The organism is Actinomyces sp. HMSC075B09 (assembly GCF_001812395.1).
Lineage (GTDB): Bacteria > Actinomycetota > Actinomycetes > Actinomycetales > Actinomycetaceae > Gleimia > Gleimia europaea.
On record NZ_KV808735.1, the window covers coordinates 226746 to 244866 of the forward strand.

17 protein-coding genes are annotated in these 18121 nt (G+C 57.2%); all 17 read left to right on the forward strand.

The features are described from left to right. Positions 1-82 precede the first annotated feature (82 nt). On the forward strand, positions 83-2758 hold the full coding sequence (gene alaS / locus HMPREF2854_RS05595; protein WP_070620171.1) for an alanine--tRNA ligase: 2676 nt from the start codon (positions 83-85) through the stop codon (positions 2756-2758). A 3-nt stretch (positions 2759-2761) separates the two neighbouring features. Further along, on the forward strand, positions 2762-3235 hold the full coding sequence (ruvX, locus tag HMPREF2854_RS05600) for a Holliday junction resolvase RuvX (protein WP_261666670.1): 474 nt from the start codon (positions 2762-2764) through the stop codon (positions 3233-3235). A 13-nt stretch (positions 3236-3248) separates the two neighbouring features. Next, entirely contained in the window at positions 3249-4622 is a 1374-nt protein-coding gene (gene mltG, locus HMPREF2854_RS05605) for an endolytic transglycosylase MltG (RefSeq protein WP_083309414.1), read from the forward strand. Position 4623: 1 nt separating this feature from the next. Next, a complete protein-coding gene (locus HMPREF2854_RS05610; protein ID WP_070620174.1) occupies positions 4624-5454 on the forward strand; it encodes a shikimate dehydrogenase in 831 nt (276 codons plus the stop codon). Continuing rightward, a complete protein-coding gene (locus HMPREF2854_RS05615) occupies positions 5451-6128 on the forward strand; it encodes a prepilin peptidase (RefSeq protein ID WP_070620177.1) in 678 nt (225 codons plus the stop codon). Before HMPREF2854_RS05610 ends, HMPREF2854_RS05615 begins: the two co-directional genes overlap by 4 nt. 41 nt (positions 6129-6169) lie before the next feature. Then, positions 6170-7372, forward strand: a complete 1203-nt coding sequence (aroC, locus tag HMPREF2854_RS05620) for a chorismate synthase (protein WP_070620180.1) — start codon at positions 6170-6172, stop codon at positions 7370-7372. Continuing rightward, positions 7369-7872, forward strand: a complete 504-nt coding sequence (locus tag HMPREF2854_RS05625) for a shikimate kinase (RefSeq protein WP_070620182.1) — start codon at positions 7369-7371, stop codon at positions 7870-7872. The genes aroC and HMPREF2854_RS05625 overlap by 4 nt, the downstream gene beginning before the upstream one ends. Beyond that, the gene (aroB, locus tag HMPREF2854_RS05630; RefSeq protein ID WP_070620186.1) at positions 7872-8936 is read left to right on the forward strand and encodes a 3-dehydroquinate synthase; all 1065 of its coding nucleotides are present in this window, start codon (positions 7872-7874) and stop codon (positions 8934-8936) included. The genes HMPREF2854_RS05625 and aroB overlap by 1 nt, the downstream gene beginning before the upstream one ends. Beyond that, positions 8929-9441, forward strand: coding sequence for a shikimate kinase (locus HMPREF2854_RS05635; protein WP_070620189.1), 513 nt, complete (start codon positions 8929-8931; stop codon positions 9439-9441). Before aroB ends, HMPREF2854_RS05635 begins: the two co-directional genes overlap by 8 nt. A gap of 47 nt (positions 9442-9488) precedes the next feature. Further along, entirely contained in the window at positions 9489-10052 is a 564-nt protein-coding gene (efp, locus tag HMPREF2854_RS05640) for an elongation factor P (protein WP_034507670.1), read from the forward strand. Next, entirely contained in the window at positions 10052-10615 is a 564-nt protein-coding gene (nusB, locus tag HMPREF2854_RS05645) for a transcription antitermination factor NusB (RefSeq protein ID WP_070620192.1), read from the forward strand. Before efp ends, nusB begins: the two co-directional genes overlap by 1 nt. An 88-nt stretch (positions 10616-10703) precedes the next feature. Continuing rightward, positions 10704-11240, forward strand: coding sequence for a bifunctional pyr operon transcriptional regulator/uracil phosphoribosyltransferase PyrR (gene pyrR / locus HMPREF2854_RS05650; protein ID WP_070620195.1), 537 nt, complete (start codon positions 10704-10706; stop codon positions 11238-11240). Next, positions 11240-12211 (forward strand): aspartate carbamoyltransferase catalytic subunit, encoded by a 972-nt coding sequence (locus tag HMPREF2854_RS05655; RefSeq protein ID WP_070620198.1) that lies wholly within the window; start codon positions 11240-11242, stop codon positions 12209-12211. The genes pyrR and HMPREF2854_RS05655 overlap by 1 nt, the downstream gene beginning before the upstream one ends. Further along, positions 12204-13505 carry a dihydroorotase gene (locus HMPREF2854_RS05660; RefSeq protein WP_070620201.1) on the forward strand — a complete coding sequence of 434 codons (1302 nt, stop codon included), beginning with the start codon at positions 12204-12206 and terminating at the stop codon, positions 13503-13505. The genes HMPREF2854_RS05655 and HMPREF2854_RS05660 overlap by 8 nt, the downstream gene beginning before the upstream one ends. After that, the gene (locus tag HMPREF2854_RS05665; protein ID WP_070620204.1) at positions 13502-13984 is read left to right on the forward strand and encodes a carbamoyl-phosphate synthase domain-containing protein; all 483 of its coding nucleotides are present in this window, start codon (positions 13502-13504) and stop codon (positions 13982-13984) included. The genes HMPREF2854_RS05660 and HMPREF2854_RS05665 overlap by 4 nt, the downstream gene beginning before the upstream one ends. After that, positions 13984-17283 carry a carbamoyl-phosphate synthase large subunit gene (gene carB, locus HMPREF2854_RS05670; RefSeq protein WP_070620206.1) on the forward strand — a complete coding sequence of 1100 codons (3300 nt, stop codon included), beginning with the start codon at positions 13984-13986 and terminating at the stop codon, positions 17281-17283. Before HMPREF2854_RS05665 ends, carB begins: the two co-directional genes overlap by 1 nt. Continuing rightward, positions 17276-18118 (forward strand): orotidine-5'-phosphate decarboxylase, encoded by an 843-nt coding sequence (gene pyrF / locus HMPREF2854_RS05675; protein WP_070620209.1) that lies wholly within the window; start codon positions 17276-17278, stop codon positions 18116-18118. Before carB ends, pyrF begins: the two co-directional genes overlap by 8 nt. Positions 18119-18121 lie beyond the last annotated feature (3 nt).

The following is an 18121-nucleotide window of genomic DNA, read 5'->3' on the forward strand; positions in this document are numbered from 1 at the left end:
CCCGCGATTTCAGTTTCCGACCGCGCTTCAAAACTGCGTATTATTGGCATTGATTTAAACTTCGAACCCCACAAGGATCAGAATGCAAACTTCTGAGATTGCGAAGCGTTGGCTTCAGTATTTTGAGAAGAACGACCATGTTATCCGCCCGTCGGTTCCACTGGTATCTCCAGACCCGTCGATCCTGTTCACGATCGCGGGCATGGTGCCGTTTATTCCGTACATTATCGGTACCGAGAAAGCCCCGTGGCCGCGAGCTGCGTCCGTGCAAAAGTGTATTCGCACCAATGACATTGAGAACGTTGGTCGTACCACTCGTCACGGCACGTTCTTCCAGATGAATGGCAACTTCTCGTTCGGTGACTACTTCAAAGAGGGCGCCATTGACTTCGCGTGGGAGCTTCTAACCGGCCGTGTTGATGATGGTCTGTATGGTCTCGATGGTGACCGCATGTGGGTTACGATATGGGATCAGGATGACGTGTCTTACGATCACCTAACCAAGCACATTGGGATGGACCCAAAGCATATTGTCCAGCTACCTCGTGAAGATATTTTCTGGCACACCGGTCAGCCCGGCCCGGCCGGACCTTGCGCGGAGTTCCACTACGATCGCGGCCCAGCCTATGGACCGGAGGCCGTTGGCGGAACTGTAGACCCGGGTGGTGATCGTTACCTGGAGGTTTGGAACCTCGTGTTTGACCAGTACTTGCGCGGTGAAGGCACGGGGGCTGACTTCCCGCTCCTTGGGGAGCTGGACGAGAAGGCTATTGATACCGGTGCCGGTTTGGAACGCCTTGCGTTTGTGCTTCAAGACAAGCCAAACATGTTTGAGATCGATCAGGTGCGTCCGGTCATTACTGCAGCTGAGGAGATGTCCGGCTACAAGTACGACGCCGGTGATAATCCCGAACATGACGTACACATGCGCATCGTGGCGGACCACGTGCGTTCGGCAATGATGCTTATCAACGATGGTGTTATTCCCGGAAATGATGGCCGCGGGTACGTGCTTCGTCGTATCATGCGCCGCGCAATTCGCTCGATGCGCCTGCTGGGCGTGGACGAGGCGACCATGCCGACCCTCATGCCGGTTTCTCGCGACGTTATGAAGAGCTCGTATCCAGAGCTAGAGACAAACTGGAGCCGGATCGCCGACGTTGCTTACAGCGAGGAAGAGTCGTTTAGGCGCACGCTGTCTTCGGGTACCACCATTCTAGACACAGCGGTGGACAAGGCTAAGAAGGGCGCCTCGAAGCTTTCTGGTGAGGACGCATTCCGTTTGCACGACACCTACGGCTTCCCGATCGACCTCACCCTCGAGATGGCGCGTGAACAGGGCGTCGATGTTGATGAGGTGCGTTTCCACGAGCTAATGGAGGAGCAGAAGACCCGTGCCCGCGCCGATGCACTGGCGAAGAAGAGCGGGCATGTGGATTCGCGTATTTACCACGACATTCAGCACAACCTCGGTGGCAACTCTCGTTTTGTGGGGTACACGGACTCCAAGATCGAGTCGAAGATCGCGGGCATCGTTGTGGACGGCAATGGCGTTCCGGCTGCGTCAGCTCCTGCCGACGTTGAGATCGTTTTGGATACCACTCCGTTCTATGCCGAGAAGGGTGGTCAGCTGGCCGACCACGGCACGATTCGTACGGCCTCTGGCGCTCTGATTGACGTACACGACGTGCAGGAGCCAGTGAAGGGACTTGCGGTTCACCGCGGTCGACTGCTGGAGGGAACGGTTGCGCTTGACGAACTCGCAATTGCGGAGATTGACGCTGCGCGTCGTCTGGCAATTGCACGGGCACACACCGCAACGCACATGGTGCACAAGGGCCTGCATGAGTTCCTCGGCGAACAGGCCACGCAGGCAGGTTCTGAGAACTCTCCTTCGCGAATGAGGTTTGACTTCCACCACCCGTCGCAGGTTCCCAGCGACGTTATGGATGGCATTGAGGAACGCGTCAACCAGCGCCTAGCTGAAGACCTAACCGTTACTGACTCCATAATGTCGCTAGATGAGGCTCGCGGCCTCGGCGCTATGGCATTGTTTGGCGAGAAGTACGGCAACGAAGTGCGCGTGGTGAACATTGGTGACGGCTGGTCTCTGGAGCTGTGTGCGGGTACGCACGTGCCGAGTACGGGCCACATTGGTCGTATCGCGGTGCTTGGAGAGTCGTCCATCGGTTCGGGCGTGCGTCGTATTGACGCTCTCGTAGGTGATGGGGCGTATGGTTTCCAAGCCAAGGAGCACGCGATTGTTTCACAACTGTCAGCAATGATGGGGGCAAACGTCGACGAACTCCCCGGCCGCGTCGAGTCGCTAATGAAGAGGCTGAAGGAGGCTGAGAAGACCGCTGCAAAGCTCGGTGAGCAACAACTTCTGGCTCGCGCGGGCGAAATCGCGTCCCGTGTGCACGAGCTCGGTTTGGTTCAGGCCGTGGTCGAGGACCTGGGTGCACTCCCATCCACGGATGCTCTACGCTCCCTCGTAACTGACATCCGCGCTCGCCTTGGTGAATCTAAACCAGCTGTGGTTGCGGGTATCGGCGTGGTGAATGGCCGGCCTCAGGTGGTTGTTGCAACTAATGATTCAGCGAGGACTTTGGGAGTCAAGGCTGGCAACCTCGTGCGCATTGGTGCGAAGGCTCTAAAGGGCGGCGGCGGAGGCCGTGACGATCTGGCTCAGGGTGGTGGCCAGGATCCGGAGGCAACTGGGCTGGCCAAGGAAGCCATCGAGTCGGAACTGCGTTAAATCTTGATTAAACGACCTGGCCCGAGGATGGGCATCGACTACGGCTCCGTTCGAATCGGAGTCGCGGTCACCGATCCTTCGGGCCAGATTGTTTTCCCTAAGACTAATGTGCAGGTCGATAAGTACGGTGGGCACATCATCGAGCTAATTGAGATAGCTGAAGAGCTTGATCCGATTGAGATCGTTATCGGCTACCCTAAGCATCTCAAAGGAAAATCTGGAGCGTCGGCAAAAGCGGCCCGCGCATTAGCACATGAGCTAAAGGCAGATTTGGACCGCCCTCGCATTTGTCTTTTTGACGAGCGGCTAACAACAAACTTGGCTCACGCTGACCTTGCAGCGCAAGGAATTGAAAATCGGCTGCGGGGTGACAAGGTAGATCAGCTCGCAGCGGCTATTATTTTAGAAACGTCCATAGACTTTGAAGAAAATACGGGAAAGCTTCCCGGTGAGACTGTAAGTCGCGGAAAGTTCTAGGAGAAGCAAGGCAGTGAGTGATCAATTTCCCCACCCGCACGGCGATGGTGAAGCCCAAAAGTTCCCTAATCGTCGTGACATTCTTCGAGAACGTCAGCTACGGGCAGCAGAAGAAGCGCGTAAAGAAGAACGCCGGCGGGCTCGTGAAAAGCGCCGTCTAGCCGAGGAGGGTGCGGCCTCCCCTCAGTCTCTCAATGCGCCCGGACCAAGATCCACAAGGGGAGCGCAACGCATTCACGACGAGCATATGCTCCATGATCCGCTAACAACTGGCACGAGGTCACGCCGCGTTGCTGCTGAACGCGCTCGCGTTTTGAAGCGCAGACGTAACGCTAAAATCCGTACAGCGCTGGTCATCACCGCTGTGCTCGCTATTATCGCGCTGTGTGTCTACATTGCCGTGGGTGCAATTTCGAGTTCTCGTTCTCAGACCGGCGCATTGGACTATCCGGGTCCAGGCAGTGGTGAGGTTGAAGTGGTTGTGAACCCGGGTGATTCGGGCGGTGCAATCGGCGCAAACCTTGTGAAACTAGGAGTTGTAAAGTCTGAGGACGCTTTCTTGCAGGCGTGGGTGGACAATGCGGCCGCGAACTCTTTACAGCCCGGCACCTATACGCTCAAGAAGGAAATGCGCGCAGTGGATGCGTTGGCTGCGCTACTCGACCCGTCTAACAGATCTTCAAATGCAGTCACTGTTCCTCCAGGTTTTACCAAGGAGCAGGTTGTGGAACGGCTCTCAAGTTTCGGTAACTTCAGTGCGGATGAGGTCGAGGCCGCAATGTCGGACGCTGCGGGCATAGGCTTGCCAGCAGAGGCAATTGGTGACGCGGAAGGTTGGCTGGCGCCCGGTAGCTACGAGGTGCACAGTGATGATAAGCCGCAGGATGTAATCGCCGCGATGGTTACAGCGATGAAGGCGAAACTCGACGGTTTGGGTGTGCCGGAGGATCAGCGTCAAGAGCTCCTCATCAAGGCTTCCATCCTTGAGCGCGAGGTGAACATCGAGCAGTACTACCCGATGGTCGCGCGCGTAATTGAGAACCGGCTTACCCAGCCTCAGGCTGAAACTGTTGGTTATTTGAACATGGATTCGACGGTGCTCTACGGCGTGGGCAAGGTGGGCGGTGTTCCCACTGCCAATGAAGTTGCCGATGAGTCGAACCCATACAACACTTACAAGCACAAGGGGCTACCACCAAGCCCGATCTCGAGCCCATCGGACTTGGCGCTCGAATCGATGCTGAATCCCGCAGATGGTGACTGGCTGTACTTTGTAACAGTCAACTTGGATACGGGTGAGACGAAGTTCGCCGCAACTCTTGAAGAGCAGGAGAAGAACCGGGCCCTCTTTGACCAGTGGTGCACGGATAATCCGGGGAAGTGCTAACGTGCGGGCTTTTGTGATTGGGCAACCGATCGAGCATAGCTTGTCTCCTGTGCTGCACCGTGTAGCCTACGAAGCACTCGGGTTGCCCTGGACGTTTGAGCGCCGCGAAGTTGGATCTGATGATCTACCTGCCTTCCTGGATTCGATTGGCGAGGACGTTGGTGGCTTGGCGGTTACGATGCCGCTGAAACAAGCAGTGATGCAGCATTTGGACGCTATTGAGCCTCTTGCTGCGGCCGTTGGCGCCGTGAACACGGTAGTGCCCGCGGCGCGTGTACTGTCGGGTTTTAACACCGACGTGTATGGGATTGTGCAGGCGATTTCGCGGGCTAAACGGGTAGAAAAGGGCGCTAAGGCGGTGATCTTGGGTGCCCGCGCCACAGCCTCGTCGGCGTTGGCCGCACTGGGTCAACTAGGAGCTAGCCAAGTCCAGACAGTCGCCCGTTCGTTTAGCGGGCCGGGGTCGATAAGCTTGGCTGAAACCCGGTTGGGTGTATCTACGCAGCATATTCCGTGGCGCGATAGTGAGAGCGCACAGGCTGCACTATCGGGAGCAGATATCGTGGTATCGACCTTACCGACCGGGGTAGGTGACTATTGGGCTGGGCAGTTCCGTCCTAAGCCGGGTAGCATCCTCCTCGATGTCGCCTACAATCCTTGGCCTTCAAAACTTGCACAAGCGGGTGAGGCCGGGGGAGCGGTGGTAGTGTCCGGCTATTCGATGTTGCTTTACCAAGCATGCCAGCAGGTTGAACTCATGACCGGACGCGGCGCGCCTGTGGAAGAAATGCGTGATGCGCTTCAGGAAGCGACTAAGCTATTTAACCTATGACAACGCAAATTATTACCTGGGTTCTTGCCGCTGCTATGGGTGTGGCGGTTGTATTGTGGGCGGCATTCAGCGGCCCTACCTATCTCGACTCGTATTTCCAAAAAGCTAATAAGCGCCCGCTTACGCGCACCGAACTGGTGCTCTACTCGGCTGTTCCTCAGGTTGTTGTCGCACTGGCTGGCACAAAAGATCCGTTCTTGATGGCTACGGTTCCGTTAGTGGGACTCTTTAGCCTTATAGCGGTCGTTGATGGAAGGACGAAGAAGATACCGAACGTGCTGACCTTCCTCACGATGATTTCATTAGTTGTTGGCGGCGTGGTTGGTATTCTCATTAGATTCTTAGCGCTACATGAAACAACCTCGATTGTGGGCATAGTGGCGGGCGCGCTGATTTGGCTGGGGCCATTTTGGCTGCTTTATATGTTCGGAGGCGGGATTGGCCGCGCAGATGTGAAACTGGCTCCAATAATCGGTGCCTGGCTGGGCCTGTATGGAGCTGGTGTGGCGTTTGGAGGACTGCTCACTGCAGTTATTGTTGGCGGCGTCTACGCTTTTGCACTGCTGCTGATTCGCAAGGTCTCGTGGAGTGCAACTGTTCCGTTCGGGCCGGCACTGGTTGTTGGAGGTCTGATCGCTTGGTTTGTGACGGGTGGTGCCGTCTCACCCTGGTAGTTTTAGCCGCCGCCATTTTCGCTGGTGTGTAACCTGGAACCATGATTAGGTGGATGAGTGCGGGCGAATCGCATGGCGAAGCCCTGGTGGGCATTATTGATGGCGTTCCGGGGGGCGTAGCGCTAAGCACCCAAAAGGTGGCCGACGAGCTCGCGCGCAGGCGGGCGGGGCATGGTCGCGGCGCTAGGCAGAAGTTCGAACAGGATCGCGTACGCATTCTTGGGGGAGTTCGGCATGGCGTCACCATTGGATCTCCCGTAGCTATCGAGATCGCGAACTCGGAGTGGCCTAAATGGCAGGTTGTGATGAGCTCAGACCCGGTCGATCCGAAGGATCTTCTTATCGACGCGGGCACTGGCGACGAGCGTGAGGTGGCTCGCAACCGTCCGCTTACTAGGCCGCGCCCGGGTCATGCGGATCTCGCGGGCATGATGAAGTTTGACCACGAGGATGCGCGCCCCGTGTTAGAGAGAGCTTCAGCGCGCGAGACCGCAACGCGAGTTGCACTCGGCTTGGTAGCGCGCCAGTTTTTGCGTCAGGTAGCGGGCATTGAGATCGTCTCGCACGTGGTGGCGGTAGGCTCACAAACAGCGGATATTCCCGCTCCGCTCCCACAGGACGCAGATCGTTTGGATGCCAGCCCGGTAAGAACCTTAGATGAGGACGCACAGGCACGGTTTATTGCCGCGATAGACGATGCGAAGAAGAGCGGGGACACAATCGGCGGCGTTGTGGAGGTAGCCGCTTACGGCGTGCCTGTGGGGCTGGGAAGCTACACGCAGTGGGATGAGCGGCTCGACGCCGCCCTTGCCGCTGCTCTCATGTCTATCCAATCGGCGAAGTCAGTGGAGATTGGGCACGACCAGGTGGATCGGCCCGGCTCGATGGCGCACGACGAAATTGTTGTAGAAGGGCAGCCGCGCCGGCTTTCTAACCGGGCCGGGGGTATCGAGGGCGGCATGTCTAATGGCGAGCCAATCTTAGCTCGCGTGGGTTTCAAACCAATTTCTACTGTGCCGCGTGCGCGTTCCACGATTGATCTGGCTACCGGCCAGCAGGCTCCGGCGCTGCACCAGCGTTCTGATGCGAGCCAGATTGTTCCGGCTGCAGTGATCTGCGAGTCCATGGTGGCTCTAACGCTCGCAAACGAGATCCTAAAAATGTTCGGCACCGGTTCCGTTGAGCGTATTCGCGCCGCGATTGAGGCCTACAACGGTAGGGTTAGTGAGCGTCTGAATCCATGAGCATAGTTTTGGTTGGTCTTCCCGGAAGTGGAAAATCTCGGCTGGGAAGGCTCGCGGCCAAGCATTTGAGTCTGCCGTTTATTGACTTGGACGAGGCGGTCGAGGCTGCGAGTGGTCGAACAATTCCAGATCTGTTTCGCGAGGGTGAGGACGTGTTTCGTTCCTTGGAAACACAAGCGTTGAAGGATGCGTTGGCAGGTCCTGAAGCTCTCATTGCAACGGGTGGGGGAATCGTGGAGCGCGAAGAGAACCGCGCCCTCTTGAAGAACCGGCATGTTGTGTTTCTCGATATTGATCTAGATGAGGCGATTGCACGTGCAAGCAGGAGCGAATCGCGCCCCCTGTTGCAAGGTGATGTGAAGCAAAGGATGCGGGCACTGTCCACGCGGCGACGTCCGCTTTATGAGCAGGTGGCCTCCGTGTCGGTGAAGCTTGGGCAAGCGTCGAAAGAAGAGAATACGCGAGTCTTGTTGCGCGCTATTGACGAGTTGGTGAAGTAATGCGAGTGGTTGAAGTTCGCGGTGAGCACAAATATCCCGTAGTCGTTGGTTCCGGTGCCATTAACCAGGTGGCTGGCAGTCTTGATCGCGATTATGCGCGGGCGCTGGTCATCCATCCGGTGGCGGTTGGCCAGATCGCGCGCGAGGTAGGTGCACAACTGGAAAAGGCCGGTATTGCGACTTCTTATTTTGTGCATGAAGATGGGGAGTTAGGCAAGACGGTTGAGCAGCTGTCTGCCGCGTGGGAAGCTGCGGGAGATAGCCACATCGGTAGGCGCGACCTCATCGTTGGGGTGGGTGGCGGCGCCACAACGGATCTAGCAGGATTCGTTGCGGCCACTTGGTTGCGCGGTGTTTCAGTGCTCCAGGTGCCCACGTCCCTCCTCGCCATGGTTGACGCTGCGGTAGGGGGTAAAACGGGAATCAATACGCGGCATGGCAAAAACCTGGCGGGCGCGTTCCACTCGCCGATTGCGGTCATCGCTGATACGGACTGTCTGGCAACGCTACCCGAAGCGGAGTTTCGTGCGGGTTTAGGCGAAATCATCAAGTGCGGGTTCATTCGCGATGGATCCATCCTCGATCTGGCATCGAAGCCGGTCACAAAGTCTTCCGCTCAAGTTGTTGACCTGGTTGAAAAGTCAGTGCGGGTTAAAGCTGACGTGGTGGGAGTTGACCTGAAGGAATCTGGTGAGCGGGAGATCTTGAACTACGGTCACACGCTTGCGCACGTGATTGAAAAGGTTTCTGGCTATCAGATTCGGCATGGCGAGGCAGTGTCGATTGGCATTGTGTTTGCCGCCCACGTGGCGGTGGAGCTGGGGCTAGCCGATGAGGATTGGCTATGCATGCAGCGCCGGTTACTGGCCACACAGGGGCTTCCCACGAGTTGGCACTGCGACAGTATGGACACGATATTGGATGTGATGAGCTCGGATAAGAAAGTGCGTTCCAGGCAGGTCCGCATGGTGCTTACTACGCAAAGTGGTCATACGCTGGTGCGGGTAGTTGAGCCTGCAACGCTACATGCGGCCGCACTGACAATGGGAGTTGTTGATGACTAGCACGATTATTCTGATTGGCGTTTCGGGTGCAGGCAAAAGCGATATCGCCCAGGCCATCGCTGCCAAGTCGGGTCTAGGGCTCCATGATTTTGAGGAGTCGTTTGAAAGCTTGATGGGAGAGGACGACTCGCAGTTTTTGGTTCGCCGTGGTGAAGCACAGTACGAGGAGGCGGCTTTGCGTGTGGCGATGGATCTGCTGGATTGTGAGGGCGTCATAACTCTAGCTCCGGGTGTGGCGCGCACGCAGAAGGTGGGGGAGAAGCTGCGCGTGCTTCGCGCGGAGGGGGCGCTTGTAGTTGAGGTATTCGCTGATATCTCTACGCTGATGCGACGGACGGGGCTGAACGCTCCACGATCGGTCGCGCTGGGGCCAACACGCAAGATTTTTACGGACATGGTGGCAGCCTACCGAGCTGATTTTGCGGGGCTCGCTGACCTCGTGATCGATACCTCATTGTCTAAACCAGAGCATGTGGCCGCGCGGGTACTCGCATTTAACGGCTAAAACGGGTTATCCTATATCGGAACTTAAACTAGACGTAAGGAACAGTTGTGGCAACGACTAATGACTTGAAGAACGGCATGGTTCTTAAACTCGACAACCAGCTATGGTCGGTTGTTGAATTCCAGCACGTGAAGCCGGGTAAGGGCCCCGCGTTTGTGCGCACGAAGATCAAGAACGTTCTGTCGGGCAAGATCGTTGACAAGACGTTCAATGCTGGCGTGAAGGTTGATACCGCCACAGTGGATCGCCGCGATATGACCTACCTGTACCAGGACGGCAACGACTACGTGTTCATGGATGCCGCGACTTACGATCAGATTCTCGTAACCGGCGAGGTTGTTGGCGACGCCAAGAACTACATGATTGAGAATCAGCCGGCCATTGTCTCGATGTATGAGGGCCAGGTTCTTTCAGTTGAGCTTCCTCCGAACGTGGTGCTGGAGATTACCTACACCGAGCCGGGTGTTCAGGGCGATCGCTCGAACGCTGGCACGAAGCCGGCAACGGTGGAGACGGGTTACGAGGTGCAGGTGCCGCTGTTCATCGATCAGGGCACTCGCATTAAGATTGATACCCGCACCGGCGAGTACGCAGGGCGCGTCAACGACTAATGTCTCGTAGGATCACGTCACGTACGCGCGCTCGTAAGCGTGCGGTGGACACAATTTTTGAAGCCGACCAAAAGGGCGAGCTAACGCCGGAGGGCCTGCGCCAGATTCTTTCTGAGCGCCTGCAGGTAACGGCGGCCCAAACGCCACTTCCGGAGTATGCTATTGAGGTCGTTGAGGGCGTAGCTGATCGCCTGTACGAACTTGATGAACTTTTGGTTCTGCACACCACTACGCGTGACTTTGATCGTTTGCCTTCCACGGACCGTGCGATCCTGCGGGTGGGCGCATGGGAGATCGTGTGGAATGAGGACGTGCCTTCGGTTACGGCTATTGATGAGGCCGTAACGCTGGCAAAGGACATTTCTACGGACGAATCCCCAGCCGTGGTCAACGCAATCTTGGATGCCGTATTGAAAGACGCTGCCAGGGTTCGAGAAACAGATGATGCTCTTGCGGCGGCTTTGGCGCCACGTGAGGACATCGACCTTGAAGACTTTGGTGCGGGGGAAGAACCCGTTGCCAATGCGCTCGATGAATCGAGTGAACAACTAAATAATCCGTAAGAATGATGCTCGAGCCGGTATCGGTTCGGGCATTATTTTTATAGTTCATCCTTTAAAGCCGTCCAGTGAGGCGGGAAAGGTGGGGCACATGCCACAGGTGAAAACTGTCCTGGATGAGGGGCAGATTTCGCGCGCTGTTTCGCGCATTTGTTACGAGATTCTCGAGCGCACAGATGGTGCTGAAGATCTCGTTATTCTAGGAATCCCAACCAGGGGAGTTCCCCTGGCAAACCGGTTAGCGAAAAGGCTAAGAGAGGTTAGCAACGCACCGGTTGAAGTGGGCTCGCTGGACATCACAATGTATCGCGATGATCTGGCAGGCAATCCGATTAGAACGCCCCACCCGATGTCGATTCCCGAATCAGGCATTGACGGCAAAATAGTCATCTTGGTTGATGATGTTTTGTACACGGGGCGCACGGTTAAAGCTGCTCTTGATGCGCTGTTCGACTTGGGCCGTCCGCAAGCGGTGAAGCTGGCCACGCTGGTTGATCGCGGTCACCGTGAGTTGCCTATTCGCCCTGATTTTGTGGGCAAGAATCTGCCGACCTCACGAAAAGAATCCGTCGATATTGAACTTGTTGAGATCGACGGGATTGACCGCGTAGTAATCCGGGAGGCGTGATGAAGCATCTAATTTCTATCTCTGATCTGAGCCTGGATGACGCGATCCGCATTCTAGACGTTGCCGAGGCTATGGCGGCTACCCAGTCGCGGTCCATTAAGAAGCTCCCAACGTTGCGCGGCAAGACGGTTATCAACCTGTTTTTTGAAGATTCCACGCGAACGAGGCTGTCATTTGAAGCCGCAGCTAAGCGCTTATCCGCTGATGTGATCAGTTTTTCCGCAAAAGGTTCCTCAGTTTCTAAGGGAGAGTCGCTCAAAGATACTGCTCTGACATTGCAGGCGATGGGCGCAGACGCCGTTGTGGTGCGTCACCGCTCGTCTGGGGCCGCACACCGTTTGGCGCATGCTGGTTGGATTGACTTGCCGGTACTCAATGCTGGCGATGGTACCCACCAGCACCCAACGCAGGCGTTGCTTGACGCAATGACGTTACGCCGTCACTTCACTAACGATGGCTGCCCCGCTGCGCCTGGAAGCACTCTCGAAGGAGCGCATGTGGCAATCGTGGGTGACATCCTGCACTCGCGAGTGGCCCGTTCCAACGTGGGCCTCATGTCACTGCTTGGGGCGCACGTAACCCTGGTTGCTCCACCTACCCTCCTTCCGGTGGGCGTTGAAAACTGGCCTTGCGAGGTCACCTATGATTTTGACGAGGCTCTTGCTACTCATCCCGACGCGGTGATCATGTTGCGAATCCAACACGAGAGGATGAGCGCGGCGGGCGGAGGGTTCTTCCCCTCGGCGGAGGAATACCACCATTCGTATGGTTTGGACAGCGAACGGTTTGAAAGGCTTGGCAAGCGCACGGCGATTATGCACCCGGGCCCGCTCAATCGGGGTTTGGAGATTTGTGCGCAGGCGGCAGATTCGGCCCAGTCGGTAATCGTGGAACAGGTAAGTAATGGGGTGAGCGTTCGAATGGCGGCGCTGTACCTGCTTCTGGCAGCTAAGGAGAGTTTGAATGTCTAAGGAAAATCTGTTTGTAGGTGCGCGCCCGTACGGTGAAGAGAGCGCGGATATTGCCGTTCGTGGAAACAGAATCGTCGCTGTTGGAAAGGAAGCGCGCAGTGCGGTTCCCGAGGCTGAAGTGGTTGATGTGACGGGTCTTGTGGCACTGCCGGGCCTGGTCGACCTACATACGCATCTTCGCGAGCCCGGTCAGGAGGATGCCGAGACGGTGTTCACGGGCACGAGGGCCGCCGCGGTAGGTGGGTACACCTGTGTGTTTGCAATGGCGAACACAAATCCGGTTGCAGATACCGCCTCGGTAGTAGAACAGGTGAAGATGCTTGGCGACAAGGCCGGCTGGGTAGAGGTTCGCCCAATTGGTGCGGTCACCGTTGGCTTGGAGGGCAAGACGCTGTCCTCGATGAGCGCTATGGCTAAGTCTGAAGCTGCGGTGCGGGTATTCTCTGATGATGGTAAGTGTGTTGCCGACCCGGTGCTGATGCGCCGCGCCCTCGAGTATGTAAAAACGTTTGACGGCGTGATCGCACAGCACGCGCAGGATCCGGCGCTCACCGAAGGCGCACAAATGAACGAATCGCCGCTTTCCGCTGAGCTTGGTTTGGCCGGTTGGCCAGCCGTTGCTGAAGAGGCGATTATTGCCCGCGACATTGCCCTAACGGATCACGTTGGCTCGCGCTATCACGTGTTGCACGCGTCTACAAAGGGCTCCGTGGAGCAGATCCGCGAGGCCAAGCGCCGCGGAATTAACGTGACAGCCGAAGCCACGCCGCACCACATTTTCCTCACCGAAGAAGAAGCGCGCTCGTACGATCCGCGCTTTAAGGTGAACCCGCCTTTGCGCACGCAGAAGGACGTAGAGGCGCTGCGCGACGCTCTTGAAGATGGCACGATCGACACGATCGGTACTGATCACGCGCCACATCCGCTGGAGATGAAGGATTGCGAGTGGCAGGCTGGCGCATTCGGCATGATCGGCATTGAGACCGCACTGCCCGTCCTCATCACCACGATGGTGGACACTGGGCGTATGAACTGGCGCGATATTGCGCGCGTCATGTCTGAAAAGCCCGCGCAGATTGGTCTTGCAACCGAGCAGGGCCAGCCAATCGAGGCCGGCTCGTTTGCCAACCTTGCATTTGTGGACCCGAGTGTGGAGCGCGTGGTAGGAAACGGCTGGTCGCGCTCAACCAATAACCCCTACCTTGGCCACACGCTGAAAGGTCAGGTTAAGTACACGGTTTACCGCGGCAAGATCACGGTGCGCGAAGGCAAGCCGGTAGAGGAGGAACGATGAGTATCGCAGTTCTGGTTACATCAGATGGTCACGTGTTTAGTGGCCGCGCATTTGGCGCGATTGGCGAGGTCGTTGCTCCCGCTGTGATAGACGCTTCCGTAGCGGATTATCCACGTGTGCTCGCGAGCGCCGATAACGAGGGGAAGATCGTTCTGTTTGCCTCCCCGCATATTGGGAACGTAGGGCTGCCCGATGCGTTTGAACCGAAGGCAGTAGGGGTTGTGGTTCGCGAGGCTTCCAAGGTCGCGTCGAACTGGCAGTCAAAGGCTGAGCTGGAGCCGGCATTGCGGGCCGCAGGTGTGGTTGGTATCGAGGGGATCGATACGCGCGCGCTCGTCAAGCTTTTGGTGAAAAGTCCAGATCTACGTGTGGGGATTTTCTCTGGCACAGTCATTGATTCCCATGATTTAGAAGAGGGCGAGCGCATCCCGCGCGACCTCGTGAACTGTTTGCAAAGCCGCGTCAAGGGGGCCAACTAATGCCACGCAGAAATGATTTGAAGTCCGTTCTAGTAATTGGTTCTGGCCCGATCGTTATTGGCCAGGCATGCGAGTTTGACTACTCGGGCTCGCAGGCTTGCCGCGTGCTTCGTGAAGAGGGCGTGCGCGTGATCCTCGTGAATTCGAATCCCGCTACGATCATGACGGATCCAAACATGGCTGATGCCACCTACGTGGAGCCGATTACTACCAGCTCTATTGAGCGAATCATTGCGAAGGAGCGCCCCGATGCCCTCCTACCCACCCTGGGTGGGCAGACGGCTCTAAACGCAGCGATGAACCTTGCCGAGGCGGGGATCTTGGAAAAGTACGGCGTTGAAATCATCGGCTCCAGTGTGGAAACGATTCGCGCGGGTGAGGACCGCGACGAGTTTAAAGAGATAGTGGAGCGGTGCGGCGCAGAGGTGGCAAGGTCGCGTATTGCCCACTCGCTACAGGATGCGCTTGATGCGGCCGAGGAGCTTGGATACCCGTTGGTGGTTCGACCCTCATTCACGATGGGCGGCCTCGGTTCTGGCTTTGCGCACACAAAAGAGGAGCTGACGCGTTTCGTTGAGCACGGCCTGCGCGATTCGCTCACTAACGAGGTTCTGCTCGAAGAGTCGATTCTGGGCTGGAAAGAGCTCGAACTCGAGATGATCCGAGATCGCACCGGCGAGACGATGCTGGTTACAACCATCGAGAACGTAGATCCCGTGGGCGTGCACACAGGTGATTCTATTACGGTGGCTCCCGCTCTCACCCTCACGCAGAGCGAAATCGATGAGCTTGTGCGTATCGGCGCTGACATCATTGAGGGTGTGGGCGTGAACCAGGGTGGTTGTAACATCCAGTTTGCGATTAACCCCGCAGATGGCCGCATCGTTGTGATTGAGATGAATCCGCGCGTTTCGCGCTCATCGGCCCTCGCGTCGAAGGCAACGGGGATTCCGATCGCAAAGATCGCAGCGCGTCTAGCGATTGGCTATGACCTAGCGGAAATTCAGTCAGATATTGCTCCTGCGCGTACGGCAGCGCAGGCGCCTTTGATTGATTATGTGGTGGTGAAGGTGCCGCGCTTCGCGTTTGAGAAGTTCCCGGCATCTGACAAGACGCTGACCACCTCCATGAAGTCGGTGGGTGAGGCGATGGCGATTGGTCGTACCTTCACCGAGGCTCTTCTCAAGGCGCAGCGTTCCATCGACAAAGCTGGGGTTTCGTTCCACTGGGACGGACCGGCTCCGGATGAGATCGAGGTGGAGGCGCTGCTGGAGCAGATCGCAACGCCTACGGAGGCCCGCCTAGTTCAGCTACAGCAGGCGATTCGCGGTGGCGCCACATTGGAACAGATTAATCGCGCAACGGCTATTGACCCGTGGTTTATTGCTCAAATCCAGCAGGTAGAAGAGGTTGCGCGTCAGATCATGGACGCCGAGGCTCTTTCTGCAGGCGTGCTCCGCGTTGCAAAGCGTCACGGTTTTTCTGATGCGCAGATCGCGTCCTTGCGGTCAATGCCAGAAGAGGTGGTGCGCGAAATCCGCCGCGCCTACAACATTCACCCGGTGTACAAGGCAGTGGACACTTGCGCGGGCCTGTATGACGCCGCAACCCCGTACTATTACTCAACGTACGAGGAAGTCTCGGAGATCGAGCAGCGTGAACGCCCTGCAGTGATGATCCTGGGGTCGGGTCCGAACCGTATTGGTCAGGGTATTGAGTTTGACTACTCGTGTGTGCACGCCACGATGGCGCTACGCGAGGACTTTGACACCATCATGGTGAACTGCAACCCGGAAACGGTATCGACGGACTACGACATTTCGGATCGTCTCTACTTTGAGCCCCTCACTCTTGAAGACGTGCTCGAAATTTTTGAAACCGAGCAGGCGGCCGGCCCCATTGCGGGCGTGCTGGTGCAACTGGGTGGGCAAACCCCGCTGTCACTTGCAGACGCGCTTGAACGCGCGGGAATGCCGATTGTGGGTACCACACCGGCCTCGATCAATCTGGCTGAGGACCGTGAAGCATTTGGCCGTGTTCTAGACGAAGCGGGTCTGCCCGCTCCCGCACATAAGACGGCTACCACGGCCAGCGCGGCGCTGGCGGCGGCACGCGAGGTGGGGTATCCAGTACTCGTTCGCCCCTCGTTTGTTCTTGGTGGCCGCGGTATGGCAATCATTTACGAAGAGGAAGGCCTGGCAGAGTACCTGCAAAACGCGGGTGCCGCAGTATTTTCTACCGGCCCGTTGCTAATCGATAAGTTCCTCGATGATGCCGTTGAAATCGACGTGGATGCGCTCTACGACGGTAACGAGCTGTTCATGGGCGGCATTATGGAACACATTGAAGAGGCCGGTATACACTCGGGTGATTCTGCGTGCGTTATGCCCCCGATGTCGCTGTCTGAACGGCAGATCGATCGTATTGTGAAATCGACCGAGGCTATCGCGAAGGGCGTTGGCGTACGCGGCCTGTTGAATATCCAGTTCGCACTGGCCTCGGATGTGCTCTACGTGATCGAGGGAAACCCGAGGGCTTCCCGAACTGTACCGTTTGCCTCCAAAGCATCTGGCGTGGCACTTGCGCGAGCTGCTGCGAAGATCCAGATGGGTCAAACCATTACGCAGCTGCGCGAGGCAGGTGACCTACCTCCGTATGATCAGTCGGTCCAAAACCTTGATGAGCCAATTTCCGTTAAGGAAGCGGTTCTCCCATTCGACCGCTTCCGCGATTGCAACGGCGAGGTTGTTGACACCCTGCTGGGGCCGGAGATGCGCTCAACCGGCGAGGTCATGGGTCTTGATGAGTCATTCCCCGCCTCGTACGCGAAATCGCAGATTTCTGCCTATGGTGGTCTGCCTGCTTCCGGCACGGTGTTCATTTCGATTGCGGATGCGGATAAGCGCGGTATCGTTCTACCGGCTTCAAAGCTGGTTGAGCTGGGCTTCAAGATCATGGCTACCACGGGTACAGCATCGGTTTTGCGTCGAAATGGAATTGATGTGGAAGTCGTGGCCAAGGAGTCCGAACGCGGCGAGGGAGGCGTTGCAATCACTGACCTCATTCATTCAGGCAAGGTTGACATGATCGTGAATACGCCGCAGGGCGAGTCTGAACGCCGCGACGGCTACAAGATTCGCGCGGCTGCAACGTCGGCTGGGAAAGCGATCATTACAACGCTGCAGGCGTTTAACTCGGCTGTGCGCGCTATCAAGGCGGCTCAGACGGAAGAACTACACGTAAAGTCCCTTCAAGAATGGGACCGCGAACGCGAGCAACGGAGGCAGGTAAATGCCTGAGAGTTTTGGTACGCGGCTAGGCAGGGCGCTGGCTACGCGCGGGCCGGTTTGTGCGGGTATCGATCCGCATGCTGGTTTGCTTGAAGCTTGGGGATTACCGGTAAACGTGCATGGCTTGTCAGAGTTTTCGAAGCGCGCCCTTGACGGGTTGAGCGAGGCGGCGGCTATCAAACCGCAGTCGGCCTTCTTTGAGCGCTTTGGCGCGGCGGGGGTAGCGGTTTTAGAGGAGCTGTTGCAGAGCGCTCGTGAACGCGGCGTAATCACGATTTTGGACGTGAAGCGCGGTGACATCGGTTCGACGATGGCTGGTTACGCAGCCGCATATCTGCCGCAGGGCGCTCCGTTGGAGGCCGATGCGATCACGGTTGCGCCCTACATGGGGCCAGCAGCTTTCGATGAAACCGCGCAGCTGGCGGCCGAGCATGGCAAGGGCCTGTTCGCGCTCGCACTGACGTCGAACCCGCAGGGCGCTACTTTGCAGCGTTCGGTAGGGCAAGGTAAGACGGTTGCCCGGCAGGTGATTGAGTGGACTCGAGCAAAGAATGAGCAGTTTGATGCGGGCCAAAAGGTAGGCTCTTTTGGTGTTGTGATTGGGGCAACTATCACGGATAGAGCACAGGTGGTAGGTGAGGCGTTAGCCGGCTATACCGGGCCGATCCTGATGCCCGGATTTGGCGCGCAAGGCGGTAGCGTTAACGCTGAAGATGCCGGTTTGAACATCGTGGTGTCTTCTTCGCGGGCGGTGCTAAAGGCCGGTCCTAACCCGGTGGATCTGGCCGCCGCATTGAAGGCTACGAATGCCGAGATTATGAACGCGCTCGAAGGCGTTTCATAATGG